The 16,847-nt window shown below is 69.7% G+C and carries 9 protein-coding genes and 1 tRNA gene; 1 reads left to right on the forward strand and 9 read right to left on the reverse strand.

All coding sequences use genetic code 11. The features are described 5' to 3' along the window. Nucleotides 1-139 precede the first annotated feature (139 nt). Entirely contained in the window at nt 140-1,738 is a 1,599-nt protein-coding gene (locus tag OHA61_RS17175) for a tyrosine-type recombinase/integrase (protein ID WP_406303761.1), read from the forward strand. 140 nt (nt 1,739-1,878) lie between these two features. On the opposite strand, the gene OHA61_RS17180 is transcribed toward OHA61_RS17175, so the two are convergent. From OHA61_RS17180 to OHA61_RS17220, 9 genes are all read right to left on the reverse strand, one after another. Beyond that, nucleotides 1,879-1,952 (reverse strand) — tRNA-Thr (locus tag OHA61_RS17180). A gap of 122 nt (nt 1,953-2,074) precedes the next feature. Further along, the gene (locus OHA61_RS17185; RefSeq protein WP_406303762.1) at nt 2,075-3,616 is read right to left on the reverse strand and encodes an alpha/beta hydrolase; all 1,542 of its coding nucleotides are present in this window, start codon (nt 3,614-3,616) and stop codon (nt 2,075-2,077) included. Between the two features lie 79 nt (nt 3,617-3,695). Continuing rightward, nucleotides 3,696-4,901, reverse strand: coding sequence for a DNA polymerase III subunit delta' (locus OHA61_RS17190; protein WP_406303763.1), 1,206 nt, complete (start codon nt 4,899-4,901; stop codon nt 3,696-3,698). Between the two features lie 365 nt (nt 4,902-5,266). Beyond that, nucleotides 5,267-8,281, reverse strand: a complete 3,015-nt coding sequence (gene tmk / locus OHA61_RS17195) for a dTMP kinase (protein WP_406303764.1) — start codon at nt 8,279-8,281, stop codon at nt 5,267-5,269. Between the two features lie 109 nt (nt 8,282-8,390). Next, nucleotides 8,391-11,231, reverse strand: a complete 2,841-nt coding sequence (gene topA, locus OHA61_RS17200; RefSeq protein ID WP_406303765.1) for a type I DNA topoisomerase — start codon at nt 11,229-11,231, stop codon at nt 8,391-8,393. A 224-nt stretch (nt 11,232-11,455) separates the two neighbouring features. Next, nucleotides 11,456-11,653 carry a hypothetical protein gene (locus OHA61_RS17205; RefSeq protein WP_406303766.1) on the reverse strand — a complete coding sequence of 66 codons (198 nt, stop codon included), beginning with the start codon at nt 11,651-11,653 and terminating at the stop codon, nt 11,456-11,458. A 157-nt stretch (nt 11,654-11,810) separates the two neighbouring features. After that, nucleotides 11,811-13,322, reverse strand: a complete 1,512-nt coding sequence (locus tag OHA61_RS17210; RefSeq protein WP_406303767.1) for a methyltransferase — start codon at nt 13,320-13,322, stop codon at nt 11,811-11,813. 67 nt (nt 13,323-13,389) lie between these two features. Beyond that, nucleotides 13,390-14,061 carry a small secreted protein gene (locus OHA61_RS17215; protein ID WP_406303768.1) on the reverse strand — a complete coding sequence of 224 codons (672 nt, stop codon included), beginning with the start codon at nt 14,059-14,061 and terminating at the stop codon, nt 13,390-13,392. Between the two features lie 187 nt (nt 14,062-14,248). Continuing rightward, nucleotides 14,249-16,654 carry a sodium-translocating pyrophosphatase gene (locus tag OHA61_RS17220; RefSeq protein WP_406303769.1) on the reverse strand — a complete coding sequence of 802 codons (2,406 nt, stop codon included), beginning with the start codon at nt 16,652-16,654 and terminating at the stop codon, nt 14,249-14,251. Nucleotides 16,655-16,847: the final 193 nt, after the last annotated feature.

The following is a 16,847-nucleotide window of genomic DNA, read 5'->3' on the forward strand; positions in this document are numbered from 1 at the left end:
CGCGCCAGCTAACACCGCAGCATACGGCACTGTCCGACAGCCCCAACAAGATGGAGAAGGATCTTGCAACTCCACGCAGACCAAGATCCACACCATCCGCACGATCGCTGGCAACCAGCCAGCCGCCCAGGGGAGCCCCGTGTTCAAGGACAAGACCTATCAGCGGTGCGCTTGCAAAGGCCCACTCACCGACAAGGCAGGCAAACCCATCCTCAACGAGGATGGCACCCGAAAGATCGGCTACCTGGAAAAGCGATGCCCCAAGCTCAAGCGGCGCGACCACGGCTCCTGGTACTACTCCATCGAGATCCCCACCGGCCCGGGCGGCAAGCGCCGGCACCCCAAAAAGGGCGGATTCAAGACCCAGGACCAAGCCGCCGCCGCAGCAGCCAAGGTCTACCGGGACGCACAGGCGGGAGTCGACGTCCTGTCCGACGAGACCGTCGGCGAGTACCTGCGCCGCTGGCTCGACAACCAGCACGACCTCAAGGCCACCACCAGGAACGGCTACGAGGACTACCTCCGCCTGTACTTCACCCCTCACCTCGGGCACATCAAACTCCGCGAGCTACGCCCCCGCCACATCGAGGAGATGTTCACCGCCATCCAGGCCGAGAACCGGGTGAAGGAGAACAACCAGGAGGCGGCCCAACTCGCCCGCGAAGCCGAGAAGAAGGCAGGCGCAGCCTGGCGCGACGCCATCGCCCCTCGCGACCCGCAGCTCAGGAAAACCTGGAACGAGGCCAAGGCAGCGTTGAAGGCCGCCCACGCGCGCCCGCGCCGTCAGACCGGTCCCGCGACACAGCACCGCATCAAGATGGGCCTCAGTTCAGCACTCGAAGATGCCCGTAAGCGCCGGATGGTCACCGACAACTGGGCGGCCCTGGTCCGGACGCCTCGCATACGCAAGGCCAAAGCACTGGAGTGGACCGCCACCCGCGTAGAGGCATGGCGCAACACCGGCAAGAAGCCCTCTCCTGTCATGGTCTGGACCCCCGAGCAGACCGGCACCTTCCTCGACTCCGTGGTGTACGACCGGCTCTACGTCCTATGGGTCATTATCGCTTTCCTCGGCCTGCGCCGCGGGGAAGCGTGCGCCCTTCCCTGGTCCGAAGTAGAACTCGACGCCGGCGTCATTCACATCACGGAGGAGATCGTCACCGTCGCGTACGAGCCGCACTCGGACACCCCGAAGTCCGACAACATCCGCGACATCGCACTGGATGAGGACACAGTCGCCCTTCTGCGGTGGTGGCGCGTCCTCCAGGAAGCCGAGAAGAACGAGTGGCTCGAGACCACGGGCGAATGGACCGAAAGCGGCCGGGTCTTCACCCTTGAGGACGGTACGGAGTACCACCCGCAGTTCTTCTCGGACCGCTTCGAGCGGCTCTACAAGAAGGTCGACCTGCCGCCGATCCGGCTTCATGACCTACGGCACGGCTCAGCAACGCTCGCCCTGCGCGCTGGTGTAGCCATGGTCGCCGTCCAGCGCAGGCTCGGGCACTCCTCGATCCGCGTCACCTCGGACATCTACACCACCGTCCTGGCAGAGGTCGAGCGCGAGGCCGCCGAAGCGACCGTCTCCGTCGTCCCTCGCGCACGCAAGCGCGTGATCCCACAGCCCACAGCCGAGAACGAGAGCACGACACAAGAGGAGCAGCAGGACGAGCCGGAGGAGGAGCTGGGCAGCGGGCACAGCGACGACGCCCGGGATGTTCCCGACCAGGACGCCGCCTGACGGCAGGTTCCCAGGGCGTTCCCATTTGCTCACGCAGGCGACGAGGAAGGCCCCTCCGAGATCAACTCGGAGGGGCCTTCCTCGGTCAAGGAAAAGCAAAAGCCCCAGGTCACGGCGAGTGAGTCCTGAGGCTTCTACAGAGCCGCCTTCGGGATTCGAACCCGAGACCTACGCATTACGAGTGCGTTGCTCTGGCCAACTGAGCTAAGGCGGCAAGCTGCGGATATACGCGTCCTGACGAAGACACGTTCGCATCAGCAGCGGCGCCAAGTCTACAGGGTTGTTTTGGGTGCCCCGAACCACCCTCGGACCACCCTCGGACCACGTCCGGTCGGTTCAGCTGCAGCGCTTGTTGTCCGGCGGAACCGTGCCTTCCAGCAGGTAGGTGTTGATCGCCGTGTCGATGCAGTCGCTGCCCCGCCCGTACGCCGTGTGGCCGTCGCCCTCGTACGTCAGAAGGCTCCCCGAGGACAGCTGCGCGGCCAGCCCCTGTGCCCACTTGTAGGGGGTGGCCGGGTCCCGGGTGGTGCCGACGACCACGATCGGGGCCGCGCCCTTCGCCTCGATGCGGTGCGGTGCGCCGGTCGCGCGGGTGGGCCAGTACGCGCAGTTCAGCGAGGCCCAGGCAAAGCCCCTGCCGAAGACCGGTGAGGCCTTCTCGAACTCCGGAAGCGCTGACTGCACGGCCCCGGGGGTGGTGAAGGCGGGCGGCGAATCGAGGCAGTTCACGGCCGCGTTGGCGTACATCAGGTTCGCGTACGTGCCGTCGCTCTCGCGCTCGTAGTAGCTGTCGGCCAGCGCGAGCAGCGCAGCTCCGTCCCCGGCCATGGCGGTCGTGAGGGCCTCGCGGAGCTGGGGCCAGGCGGCCTCGTCGTACATCGCGGCGATCACGCCCGTCGTGGCCAGCGACTCACCGAGTTTGCGGCTCTCCCCCGTCTCGGCGGGCTTGGCGTCGAGCGCGGTGAAGAAGGCCTTGAGCCGGAGCGAGGCGTCCGCGGCGGAGGTGTCGCCGAGCGGGCAGTCCTTCTGCTTGACGCAGTCCGCGGCGAAGGACTGGAACGCGGTCTCGAAGCCCGCGGTCTGGTCCCGGTTCATCTCGCGGGACGGCAGTGACGGGTCCATCGCCCCGTCCAGTACGAGACGGCCGACACGGTCGGGGAACAGCTCGGCGTACGTCGCGCCGAGGAAGGTGCCGTACGAGGCCCCGACGTACGACAGCTTCTCGTCGCCCAGCACAGCGCGCAGGATGTCCATGTCGCGGGCCGCCTCGACGGTGGAGACATGGGGCAGGACCTCGCCGGAACGCCGCTTGCAGCCCGCCGCGAAGTCCTTCAGCGAGGTCGAGAGCCGGGCGGTCTCGGCGGCGTCGTCCGGGGTCTGGTCGACCTGGGTGTACGTGTCCATCTCCTTGCCGGAGAGGCATTCGACGGGCTCGCTGCGGGCGACACCGCGCGGGTCGATCGCGACCATGTCGTACCGGGCGCGGACGGGCGCCGGGTAGCCGATACCCGCGTACCCCTGCAGATAGTCGACCGCCGAGCCGCCTGGGCCACCCGGGTTGACCTGCAGCGTGCCGAGGCGCTTACCGGGGCCGGTGGCCTTCTTGCGGGCGACGGCCAGCTTGATGGAGTCGCCGCCGGGGGCGGCGTAGTCCAGCGGAGCCTTCATCGTGGCGCAGTCGAAGCCCTCGACACCACACGGTCGCCACTTCAACTGCTGCTCGTAGTACGGCTTGAGAGCGGCGGCCGGGGCGGCCCGGCCCGGTGCGGCGGAAGCGGAGGCGCCTGACGACGAACTCCCGCCAGTACAGCCGGAGATCAGCAGACCGGCAGTGGCCAGCGCGAGGGCGGAAGTACGAAACAGGCGCCTGGTGTCCATCCTCGGAGCGTAGCCGCAGGGTGCGGGCCATGCCTGCCGGTGCCCGTACGGGTGAGCCGGTCAACACCGGCGCGGCCGCTCAGCCCGCGCGCAGAGCCACCGCCATCGCCTCGACAGCCAGCAGGGGGGCGACATTGCTGTCCAGCGCCTGACGACAGGCGACCACCGCCTCTATCCGGCGCAGCGTGCCCTCGGGGGTCGAAGCGCGGGCGATCCGGTCGAGAGCATCCCGTACGTCCAGATTGGCGAGCGCGACCTCGGAGCCCATCTGGAGGGCGAGCACATCGCGGTAGAAGCCCGTCAGATCGGTCAGCGCGAGATCCAGGCTGTCGCGCTGCGAACGCGTCTTGCGGCGCTTCTGCCTGTCCTCGAGCTCCTTCATCGCCCCCGCGGTCCCCCGCGGCATCCGCCCCCCGGCCGATGCGCCGAGAGCCGCCTTCAGATCCTCGGTCTCCTTCACGTCGACCTCCTCAGCCACCTGATTGGCGTCCTCGGCGGCGGCGTCGATCAGCTCCTGGGCGGCCTTGAGGCAGCCGCCGATGTCCTCGACGCGCAACGGCATCTTCAGCACGGTCGCCCGGCGGGCCCGGGCCCGCTCGTCCGTCGCCAGACGGCGGGCCCGGCCGATGTGCCCCTGGGTGGCGCGGGCCGCGGCCATGGCGACATCGGGCTCGATCCCGTCACGCCGGATCAGTACGTCGGCCACAGCCTCGACGGGTGGCGTACGAAGCGTGAGATGGCGGCAGCGGGAACGGATCGTCGGCAGCACATCCTCGATGGACGGCGCACAGAGCAGCCAGACGGTGCGGGGGGCCGGTTCCTCGACGGCCTTCAACAGGACATTGCCCGCGCCCTCCGTAAGCCGGTCGGCGTCCTCCAGGATGATCACCTGCCAGCGCCCGCCGGCCGGGGAGAGCTGCGCGCGGCGGACGAGCTCGCGGGTGTCCTTGACGCCGATGGAGAGCAGGTCCGTACGAATCACCTCGACGTCGGCGTGCGTACCGACAAGGGTGGTGTGGCAGCCGTCGCAGAACCCACAGCCGGGCTCCCCGCCTAGGGCACGGTCGGGACTCGTGCACTGCAGGGCCGCGGCGAACGCCCGAGCGGCGGTGGACCGCCCGGAACCGGGCGGACCGGTGAACAGCCAGGCGTGTGTCATCTTGGACGCGTCCGGCGGCCGCTCACGGCGGGCTTCGGCGGTGACGCGGGCGTCGGCGTCCCGGGCGGCGGCGGCGAGCTGCGCGTGGACGCGCTCCTGGCCGACGACGTCGTCCCATACGGCCATGGGCCGTCACCCGCCTTTCTTGCGTGGGTCTCCATTGTGGGGGAGAGGTCTGACAGCAGGGTGCGGCCTGGGGTGTCTCCCCCACCCCGCCCCTTCCCGAAACCGGGGGCAAGCCCCCAGGCCCGAGGGGGAAGGGGGCTGGGGCCCCCACACCCCGATGCGCCAGCTTCGCGGCGCGAGCTGAACGCCGCGCGGCGAAGGGCACGAGCCGGGCACCCGCACCCCCCGCCGTCGGCTTCGCCACGCGGGGGCCCACAAGCGGTCACCCCGCAAGCGCCCCCATGGGGTGGCGTCGGGACGTAGAGCGTGATGTGTGGCGCGGTGACGCCCGTACCCCGGTGCAGACCGGAGACGCGCCGTAAATATCAGCGCCTCCCCCGGCGGCCGTCCCCCTCGTCGTCCTCGTGCGGGCCCAGCAGTTCGTCCGCCAGTGTCGGGAGGTCGTCCAGTGGCGTTTCCTCCGCCCAGTCCGAGCGGCGGCGCGGGCGGCCCGAGCTCGGGTCGACCTGGGGGAGCTCACGCGTGCGCTCGTCCGGGGCCGCGCCCACGTCCCGTACCGGAGGGAGCACGGCCGTCTCGTCCGCGTCACGTACCGGAGGAAGCACCGCGGTCTCGTCCACGTCCGCCGGGACCTTCGGGAGCAGCGCCGTCTCATCGACCACCGGCCCCGGCGTCGGCGTCGTGACCTCCTGCGTCACCGCGTCCGGCTGCGCGACCACCGGGGTGGGCACCGTCACCTCCGTAGGCGAGGGCGCGGCCGCTGCTGCCTCCGCCTCGGCCTGCCTCCGCGCCTCCTCGGCCCTGAGCAGTGCCTCCTCCGCCTTGCGCTGCTTCTCGAGGCGCCGTTCCTCCGCCTCCGCCCGCAGCCGGGCCTCCTCCTCCGCCTGCCGGCGAAGCCGTTCCTCTTCCTCCCGGCGCGCCTTCTCCTCGGCCAGTCGTCGCGCCCGCTCCTCGTCGGCGAGCCGCCGTGCTTCCTCGGCCCGCTGCCGGGCCTCCTCCGCCTGCCGTTCGGCTTCGCGCTGCCGCGCCTCCTCCAGCTCGCGGCGCTTGCGCTCCTCCTCCTCCGCGCGGAGTTTGGCGAGCTGTTCCTGCCGCTCGCGTTCGATCCGCTCTTGTTCCGCCTTGCGCGCGGCCTCTTCCTCGGCCCTGCGCCTGGCTTCCTCCTCGGCCGCCCTGCGCGCCTCCGCCTGGGCCTTCACCTCAGCCTCGGACAGCGGCAGCATCTGGTCGAGCCGGTGCCGTACGACCGTGGTGACCGATCCGGACTCCTGCCCGGCGTCCACCACCAGATACCGGCCCGGGTCCGCCGCCGCCAGTGTCAGGAATCCGGCCCGCACCCGCCGGTGGAACTCCGCCGGCTCCGACTCCAGCCGGTCCGGCGCCTCGGTGAAGCGCTCCCTCGCCGCCTCCGGGGAGACGTCGAGCAGCACCGTCAGATGCGGTACGAGTCCGTCCGTGGCCCACCGGTTGATACGGGCGATCTCGGTCGGGGAAAGGTCGCGGCCGGCGCCCTGGTAGGCGACCGACGAGTCGATGTAGCGGTCGGAGATGACGATCGCGCCGCGCTCCAGCGCGGGCCGCACGACGGAATCGACGTGCTCGGCACGGTCGGCGGCGTACAGCAGCGCCTCGGCGCGGTTCGAGAGCCCCGCCGAGGACACGTCGAGCAGGATCGACCGCAGCCGCTTCCCTATCGGCGTGGCGCCCGGCTCACGCGTCACGACAACCTCGTGGCCCTTGGCCCGGATCCACTCCGCGAGCACCTCGACCTGCGTGGACTTCCCGGCCCCGTCGCCGCCCTCTATCGCGATGAAGAACCCGGTCGGGGACGGTGCCTGCGCCGGGTCGGCCCCGCCGCGCAGGGCGTCGCCGAGGTCCCGCCGCAGCGGAACACCGGACCGGTCGTCCGTCTTGGCGAGCACCACGGCCGCGACAGGCAGCAGCAGCGCGCCGACGAGCATCAGCGTGAACGCCGCGCCGCTGTGTGCGAAGACGAAGTCCCCGCTCGCGAGCCGGTGCGGCCCGATCGCTGCGGCGAGCAGCGGAGCCGCCAGCGCGCCGAGCGCGATGGCGACCCGTACGACCGCCTGGAGGTGCTCGGTGATCCGGGGCCGCCGGAAGTCCTCGGCCTCCTGGTCGATCAGCGCGTGCCCGGTGCTCGCCGCGACACCGGCCGCGAGTCCCGCGAGCAGCGCGATGAACAGCACGCTCGCCGTGTCGGGCACCAGGCCCATCGCGAGCAGCGCGATGCCGGTGACGGCGAGCGCGATGGCGAGCAGCCGACGGCGCGAGAGCGTGGGCAGTACGGCGCCGGCGCCGCGGATTCCGACACCGGTGCCGCCGGTCAGCGCGAGCACGAGCAGCGCGAAGGCGGCGGGCCCGCCGCCCAGGTCATAGGCGTGCAGTACGGAGACGGCCACGGCGGATGCGATCCCGCCGGCGACCGACCCGCAGGCGAGGACGAACAGCGGTATGGCGCCCGTACGCCCCCTGTCCAGGCCGTTGCCGGTCGACGGACGGCGCAGCCCTTCGAGCGGCGAACGCGGCCGCGGGGTCTGCGAGCCGGGCAGCTCCACGAAGTACAGCGTCGAGATGGACGCGGCGAAGAGACCGGCCGCGACATACGAACCGAGAGCCGCCTGGTGCAGCGAGAACCAGTCGATGCCCGAGCCGAGCAGATTTCCGATCAGCGTGGCCACGAGCAGGACCGCGGCACCGGCGGGGATGACGGCGAAGCCCGTACGCAGCCAGAGCCTGCGCAGCGCGTCGAGATGGTCCGGCAGCGGGCGCACGGCAGCGCCCTCGAGCGGCGGAGCGGGGAGCAGCGCGGGAGCGGCGCCGTCGCGGGCAACCGTCCAGAAGCGTTCGGCGACGCCCGCGACAAAGACGGTGATCAGCAGGATGGCCGGGGCGTTGTCCGGGGTCCAGTCGATCCACAGCGGCGCGACGACGAAGAGCGCGAGCCGCAGCCCGTCCGCCCCGATCATGGTCCAGCGCCGGTCGAGCGGCCCCTTGGGCGAGGTGAGAGTGGTCAGCGGGCCGAGCAGTACTGCGCCGAAGAGCAGCGTGGCCAGCACCCGCGCACCGAGCACGGCGGCGACGGCGAAGGCCGCTCCGCGATAGCCCTCCCCGAAGGTGCCCGCCAGGACCGAGGCCTGCAGCGTCAGCAGGAGGAGGACAAGGAGGGCGACGGAGTCACCGATCCCGCCCACGACCTGTGCGTTCCACAACCGCCTGAGCGGGGGAAAGCGCAGCAGGGCACGCACCGCGCGTTCACGGGAATCCACGCCAAGTGCGTCGGTTGCGTCGGAGTCTGAGGCAGTCTCTGAGGCGGTGCTCACGACCGCCTGCTGCTCGGCTGGCTGCTCGGCTCGCGTCATCCGCCCAGCCTATCCGGAGCGCACCGCTCCCCGGAGGCCTGTCCGAACATACGGGCGCTTTGTACGGAGGGTGCGATACCTCCCGTTCGAAGCGCCCGCAGGCAAACCGCTACTCGTCCGCCGACGCCTTCGTCGAGGCCTTCGCCGTCGCGGTCGTCTTCTTCGCCGCGGCGGCCGATGTCGTCTTCTTCGCGGCGGTCTTCTTGGCCACCGTCTTCTTGGCGACGGTCTTCTTCGCCGCGGCCTTCTTCGCGGGTGCCTTCTTGGCCGGAGCCTTCTTCGCCGTCTTCTTGGCGGGCCCCTTGGCCCGCTTCTCGGCGAGCAGCTCGTAGCCGCGCTCCGGCGTGATGTCCTCGACGCTGTCGCCCGTGCGCAGCGTCGCGTTCGTCTCCCCGTCGGTGACGTACGGACCGAAGCGCCCGTCCTTGACCACCACCGGCCGCTCGCTGACCGGGTCCGTGCCGAGCTCCTTCAGCGGCGGCTTGGCCGCGGCGCGCCCGCGCTGCTTGGGCTGCGCGTAGATCGCCAGCGCCTCGTCCAGCGTGATGTTGAAGAGCTGGTCCTCGGTCTCCAGGGAGCGCGAGTCCGTGCCCTTCTTCAGATACGGGCCGTACCGGCCGTTCTGCGCGGTGATCTCGACGCCGTCCGCGTCCTTGCCCACCACACGCGGCAGGGACATCAGCTTGAGGGCGTCGTCGAGCGTGACGGTGTCCAGGGACATCGACTTGAAGAGCGAGGCCGTGCGCGGCTTGACCGCGTTCTTGCCGGTCTTCGGGGTGCCCTCGGGAAGGATCTCCGTGACGTACGGACCGTAGCGGCCGTCCTTGGCGACGATCTGGTTGCCGCTCACCGGGTCGGCGCCCAGCTCGAAGTCGCCGCTCGGCTTGGCCAGCAGCTCTTCCGCGTACTCCACGGTGAGCTCGTCGGGAGCGAGCTCGTCGGGCACGTCGGCGCGCTGGTGGCCCTCCGCGTCCTTCTCGCCGCGCTCGATGTACGGGCCGTACCGGCCAACGCGCAGCATGACGCCCTCGCCGACCGGGAAGCTGGAGATCTCCCGCGCGTCGATCGCGCCGAGGTCCGTCACCAGCTCCTTCAGGCCACCGAGGTGGTCCCAGTCGCCGTTGCCCGCGCCGGAGGCGGCGCCCCTGTCGTCGCCCTCGCCGAAGTAGAAAGCCTTCAGCCACGGCACGGCCTGCGCCTCGCCGCGCGCGATGCGGTCGAGGTCGTCCTCCATCTTCGCGGTGAAGTCGTAGTCGACGAGCCGGCCGAAGTGCTTCTCCAGCAGATTGACCACGGCGAAGCTCAGGAAGGAGGGCACGAGCGCCGTCCCCTTCTTGAACACATAGCCGCGGTCGAGAATCGTGCCGATGATCGACGCGTACGTCGAGGGGCGGCCGATCTCGCGCTCTTCCAGCTCCTTGACCAGCGAGGCCTCGGTGTAGCGGGCCGGCGGCTTGGTCGCGTGGCCGTCCACCGAGATCTCCTCGGCGGACAGGGCGTCGCCCTCGGAGACCTGCGGGAGGCGCCGCTCACGGTCGTCGAGCTCGGCGTTCGGGTCGTCGGCGCCCTCCACGTAGGCCTTCATGAAGCCGTGGAAGGTGATCGTCTTGCCGGACGCGGTGAACTCGGCGTCCCGGCCGTCGGCAGCGCGGCCGCCGATCCGGACGGTGACGCTGTTACCGACCGCGTCCTTCATCTGAGAGGCGACGGTCCGCTTCCAGATCAGCTCGTAGAGCTTGAACTGGTCGCCGGTCAGACCTGTCTCGGCCGGAGTGCGGAAACGATCACCCGAAGGGCGAATCGCCTCGTGCGCCTCCTGCGCGTTCTTGACCTTCCCGGCGTACACACGCGGCTTGTCCGGCAGATAGTTGGCGCCGTACAGCTGCGTGACCTGCGCCCTGGCCGCCGAGATGGCGGTGTCGGACAGCGTCGTGGAGTCCGTACGCATATAGGTGATGAAGCCGTTCTCGTACAGCTTCTGCGCGACCTGCATGGTGGCCTTGGCCCCGAAGCCCAGCTTGCGGGAGGCCTCCTGCTGCAGCGTCGTCGTACGGAAGGGTGCGTACGGAGAGCGGCGGTACGGCTTCGACTCGACGGCCCGGATCGCGAACGACGCATCGGCCAGCGCGGCGGCGAGCGCCCGGGCGTTCGCCTCGTCGAGGTGGAGCACCTGGGCGGACTTGAGCTGCCCGTCCGAGCCGAAGTCGCGGCCCTGGGCCACACGCTGCCCGTCGACGGTGTTCAGCCGGGCCGTGAGGACGGAGGGGTCGGAGGCGTCCCCGGCGCGGCCGGTGGAGAAAGTGCCGGTCAGGTCCCAGTACTCGGCGGAGCGGAAGGCGATGCGCTCGCGCTCACGCTCGACGACGAGACGGGTGGCGACGGACTGCACACGGCCGGCGGACAGCCGCGGCATGACCTTCTTCCACAGGACCGGCGAGACCTCGTAGCCGTAGAGACGGTCGAGGATACGGCGGGTTTCCTGGGCGTCGACCATGCGCGTGTTGAGCTCGCGGGGGTTCTCGACGGCCTCGCGGATCGCGTCCTTGGTGATCTCGTGGAAGACCATGCGGTGGACGGGGACCTTGGGCTTGAGGACCTCGAGCAGGTGCCAGGCGATCGCCTCGCCCTCGCGGTCCTCATCGGTGGCGAGGAAGAGTTCGTCGGACTGGGCGAGCTGTTCCTTGAGCTTCCTGACCTGGGCCTTCTTGTCGGCGTTGACGACATAGATCGGCTGGAAGTCGTTGTCGACATCGACACCGAGGCGGCGCACCTCGCCGGTGTACTTCTCCGGCACCTCGGCGGCGCCATTGGGGAGGTCGCGGATGTGCCCGACGCTCGCCTCGACGACATAGCCGGGGCCGAGGTAGCCCTTGATCGTCTTCGCCTTGGCAGGCGACTCGACGATCACGAGTCGGCGGCCGCCCTGTGCGGTCTCGCTGGTCGGGGACAACTTCGCTCTTCTCTCCGGTCGACGCTCTGTGGGCGCTCACGGCTGCACGGCACTGGGTGCGGCACGGCTGTGACGCTGCTGTCGCTGCGGAGTGTGACGGTACAACCCGCCCCCGTGTCAAACGGCAAAAGCCCGCAACGGCCACTCGAACGGTAACCCGAGTCCGGCCATTCCTGCCGCCCCGGAGCGGCACGACGGCGCTTCGGCGCCCAGATGCCCCCAGATCAGACGCGGCCGAGGCACCAGAGACCGAGGGCGAGGAACCCCGCGCCGAACAGGGCGGCGAGCACAGCGGCCGTGGCGGGACTCACTCCGTGCGCGACCGGCGCCCGGTGGCGCACACGCGCTCCCGTCCACAGCAGCAGCCCGGCCCCGAACAGCGTGAACGCCGTCCCCGCGAAGATCGCCGGCCCGCTCTCCATGCCCGTACCCGGTCCTTCCCTGAAGCCGAGGTCTCCCCGAGGCCGAGGCTGGCACCTCCGGGCGACAGGGGTGCGAATTCCGGGTGAACGCCGCTTTGGTTCACCCACCCGGAGGCCGACCCTCCTCTTCTTCTGTTTGATGTTGGCCGGTTTCACCTCATGGACGGACCGGTTCCAGAAAACCTTCCTCGACCAGCAGCCGCAGCGCCTGCGGGGTGCGATCACGCAGCACCACCGGATCCTCGTCGAGCAGCTGGGCGATCGCGTCCAGAATCCGTCCTGCACTGAGCGTCCCGTCGCACACCCCGGCGAAGCCCGCGCCGACCGTGTCGACCTTGGTGGCGCGCCGCATGCCGCGGTTCTGACGCAGCACCACATGCTCCGGGTCCTCCGCGCCCGGCAGCCCGACCTGCTCCTGCACGACCTCCGCGGCCAGCGTGAAGTGACCGGCGAGCAGCGCCGCGTCGTCATGCGTACGCAGATAGTCCTGCCGCTCGAAGTGCGCCTGCACGCCGGCGCCGAGCGGCTGCTCGACAGGGTGCGGCCACTCCTCGGCGACGATCGAAGGGCGCTCGGAACCGGACTTCCTGAGCGTGATCCAGCCGAAGCCGACGGCCTTGGTCTTACGAGCCTCGAACTCGTCCAGCCACGCCTCGTACCGCGCGGCGTACTGAGCGGGGTCGCTGCGGTGGTCGCCGCTGTCCCGCAGCCACAGTTCGGCGTACTGCGTCACGTCCTGGACCTCGCGCTGGACGATCCAGGCGTCACAGCCGCGCGGCACCCATGAGCGCAGGCGCTCCTGCCACTCCTCCCCCTCCACGTGCTGCCAGTTGGCGAGGAACTGGGCGTATCCCCCGTCGTTCAGCCTGTCCCCCGCCTGCTGAACGAGCGAACGGCACAGATCGTCCCCGCCCATCCCGCCGTCCCGGTAGGTCAGCCGGGCACCGGGGGAGATGACGAACGGAGGGTTGGACACGATCAGGTCGAATGTGTCGTTGTGGACCGGCTCGTAGAGCGAACCCTCGCGCAGATCGGCCTCCGGAGCTGCAGAGAGCGCCAGCGTGAGCCGCGCGAAGTGCAGGGCACGCGGGTTCAGATCGGTGGCCGTCACCCGGATCGCGTGCTGGGTTGCGTGCAGCGCCTGAATGCCGGAGCCGGTGCCCAGGTCGAGCGCGGAGGACACCGGCGTACGAACGGTGATCCCGGCGAGCGTGGTGGACGCCCCGCCGACACCGAGAACGACTCCCTCGCCCTGGCCGCTCGCACCACCCGCGCCGCCGACCGCGCAGCCCAGATCGGAGACGATGAACCAGTCCTGGCCCTCGGGGCCGCCGTACGGCCTCACATCGACCGTGGCGCGTACGTCCTCGCCGTCCTGCACCACCCAGCCGTCGGCGAGGCACTCGTCGAGCGGCAGGGCTGCCCGCGCCCGCCCGGAGGCGACGGAGCGCTGGAGCAGAAACAGCTGTACGAGGGTGTCGAGGACGCCGTCCCCGCGGGTGACCCGCAGGGCCGGCACCGTCTCACTGCGGGCGAGCGCGGCGTAGGCGGGAGCGCCGAGCAGGTCGAGCAGTCCGTCGGCGGTGAAGTCGGCGGCGAGGAGGGCTTCGCGCAGCCGGGGCGAGCGGTCGGGCGAAGGAAGGCCTGGGGCAGGGCTGGTCGTACTCACCCGCCCATTGTGGCGGCCGACACTGACAAACGCCGCACGGCCGGGCCCCCTTCTTGCCCGCTGCCTCCTACACCTCGCCCGGCTTTGCTGCCGAGACCGTCACCGAGGGCTTCGGCGCGGCCTTCGCCGGTGCCTTCGACGAAGCCGGGGCGGAGGGGGAGTCCGAGCCGGAACCGCCCGCGGGGGGACTCGAGACCTTCACCGTCCGGCAGCCGGGCTCCTTCGCCATCGCCTTGCCCAGGTCACCGGACTGCAGCTTCTTCACCGCGTCCTGCTTCATCTTCTCGATCTTCGCCAGACCGTCGGCGACGCCCTGCAGCCCGTCCGCGAACTTCTGCTGGTCCTTGGCGTTGAGCCCGTCGACCTCCTTCTTCAGAGCGAGGTAGGCCTTGGCCGTCGCCTGGAGTTCGGCGACCGCGTCCTGCTGGACCTTCGCACCGTCGTCGATGGGCGGCGTTCCGCCTGCCTTGACCGCGGTGGCGAGTGAGTTGTTCACATCGGCGAGGTCCTGGAAGGCCTTCGAGTCGGCGGCCTGGATGTCGGCGGGCTTGCCGTCCGCCGCCGTCGAGATGATGGCCTGCTCGGCGTTGGCCCGCTTCTTGATCTGCGGCTGCGCCTGGTCGCAGAACGTCTTGGCCCAGTCGTTCACCTTGTTGTCGCCGTCGTCGTCGGAGCAGCCCGACAGCGCCAGTACCAGTACCGCGCCGCCGGACAGTGCGGCCGCAAGCTTCTTGTTCACCGGATTGGTCCCTTCCAAGGCTCTCGGCCCCGGAACATACACGCCAGATGGGGGACAACCGCGTGTCGTATGTCCGCTCTGACACCTATTGAAGCCATTTGCACCAAGAGAGACAAGGCTCACGACGGCGCACAAACGGGCGGGCGGCACGTCAATACGCGCCGCCCGCCCGCCTCTTGAGCAGGTGTTACGAAACCACCGCAGGATCAGGTGACTTCGCGCTCCGCTCCGCATGGTTGTCTTCGTCACCGACGGCGATGCCGCGCCGCTTGGAGATGTACACCGCGCCGGTGATGACGAGGATCGCGAGCACCGCCACCAGCGCCCTGATGCCGGCGCTGGAGTCGTCCCCGTAGCTGAACTGGATCACCGCGGGCGCAATCAGCAGCGCCACCAGGTTCATCACCTTCAGCAGCGGGTTGATCGCCGGTCCCGCGGTGTCCTTGAACGGGTCGCCGACGGTGTCACCGATGACGGTGGCGGCGTGGGCGTCGCTGCCCTTGCCGCCGTGGTGTCCGTCCTCGACGAGTTTCTTGGCGTTGTCCCACGCGCCACCGGAGTTGGCGAGGAAGACGGCCATCAGCGTGCCGGTGCCGATCGCGCCCGCCAGGAAGGAGCCGAGGGCCCCCACCCCGAGCGAGAAGCCGACGGCGATCGGGGTCAGTACGGCGAGCAGACCCGGTGTGGCCAGCTCGCGCAGCGCGTCCTTGGTGCAGATGTCGACGACGCGCCCGTACTCCGGCTGCTCGCTGTAGTCCATGATCCCGGGGTGCTCGCGGAACTGCCGCCGCACCTCGTAGACGACCGCGCCCGCCGAACGGGACACTGCGCTGATCGCGAGACCCGAGAAGAGGAAGACGACCGCGGCGCCGAGGATCAGGCCCACCAGATTGTTGGGCTGCGAGATGTCCATCACGAGGTTCATCGGAGCGCCCTCACCGACCGTCTCGCCGACGTCCCTGGCCGCGGTCGCGATGGCGTCGCGATACGAGCCGAAGAGCGCTGACGCGGCCAGGACGGCCGTGGCGATGGCGATTCCCTTGGTGATGGCCTTGGTGGTGTTGCCGACAGCGTCGAGGTCGGTGAGCACCTGGGCGCCCGCGCCCGTGACGTCGCCGGACATCTCGGCGATGCCCTGGGCGTTGTCGGAGACGGGTCCGAAGGTGTCCATGGCGACGATGACGCCGACCGTGGTGAGCAGACCGGTACCGGCCAGAGCCACCGCGAACAGGGCGAGCATGATCGACGTACCGCCGAGCAGGAACGCCCCGTACACACCGAGACCGATCAACAGCGCGGTGTAGACGGCGGATTCCAGACCGATGGAGATACCCGCCAGCACAACGGTCGCGGGTCCCGTCAGCGAGGACTTGCCGATGTCCCTGACGGGACGCCGGGTGGTCTCGGTGAAGTACCCGGTCAGCTGCTGGATCAGGGCCGCGAGCACGATGCCGATGGCCACGGCGACGAGCGCCAGAATCCGCGGGTCTCCGGGATGCGACTTGATCGCGGCCTCGGTGACACCGTCCAACTCTGCGTACGTGGACGGCAGATAGATGAACACCGCCGCGGCCACCATGCCGAGCGAGATCAGCGCGGAGATGAAGAATCCGCGGTTGATGGCAGTCATCCCGCTGCGGTCGGCGCGCCGCGGGGCGACCGCGAAGATGCCGATCATCGCGGTGACCACGCCGATCGCCGGGACGATCAGCGGAAAGGCGAGTCCGGCGTCGCCGAATGCCGCCTTGCCGAGGATGAGCGCCGCGACGAGCGTGACCGCGTACGACTCGAAGAGGTCGGCCGCCATACCGGCACAGTCACCGACGTTGTCGCCCACGTTGTCGGCGATGGTGGCGGCGTTGCGCGGGTCGTCCTCCGGGATGCCCTGCTCGACCTTGCCGACCAGGTCGGCGCCGACGTCGGCGGCCTTGGTGAAGATGCCGCCGCCGACACGCATGAACATGGCGATCAACGCGGCGCCGAGGCCGAAGCCCTCGAGCACCTTGGGCGCGTCGGCCGCGTAGACGAGAACGACGCAGGAGGCACCGAGCAGGCCGAGGCCCACCGTGAACATGCCGACCACGCCTCCCGTCCGGAAAGCGATCTTCATGGCCTTGTGCGAGACGGCCGTCAGATCCTTTTCCGGCTCGCCCTCCGCCGGTGTCGCTTCACGCGCGGCCGCCGCCACGCGCACATTTGCTCGTACTGCCAGACGCATGCCGATGTATCCGGTGGCCGCCGAGAAGAGCGCACCCACCAGGAAGAACACCGAGCGTCCGCCACGCTGTGACCAGTCGTCTGCGGGAAGAAGCATCAGCAGGAAGAACACCACGACGGCGAAGACGCCGAGGGTGCGCAACTGCCGGGCCAGATAGGCATTCGCGCCCTCCTGCACGGCTGCCGCGATCTTCTTCATGGAATCAGTGCCCTCGCCGGCGGCCAGCACCTGGCGCGTCAGCACCTGGGCGACGATCAGTGCCGCCACCGCGACCGCGGCGATGACGATAACGATCAGCCGGTTGCTGTCGGTGAGTACCGCGGCTGCGAGAGAAGTGGGGTGGTCGGTCAGTTCTGGGATGAAGAGCCCCGCCATTCGTCCTCCTTGACGCTCAGAGCTCAAGATGTGGACGGATTGTAGGTAGCGGAACCTGATCAAAACAGGGCGCGGCAATTGGAATTGACCTTCACTTGCTCCTCAGCAAATGATCGGGTCCCGAAACGCCCCCCGAAAGAGGTAATGGGGCAAAGGCATTGACGCGCGTTGAATGATCTAGAGAAATGGAAAG

It is taken from the genome of Streptomyces sp. NBC_00885 (assembly GCF_045207475.1).
Classification (GTDB): domain Bacteria; phylum Actinomycetota; class Actinomycetes; order Streptomycetales; family Streptomycetaceae; genus Streptomyces.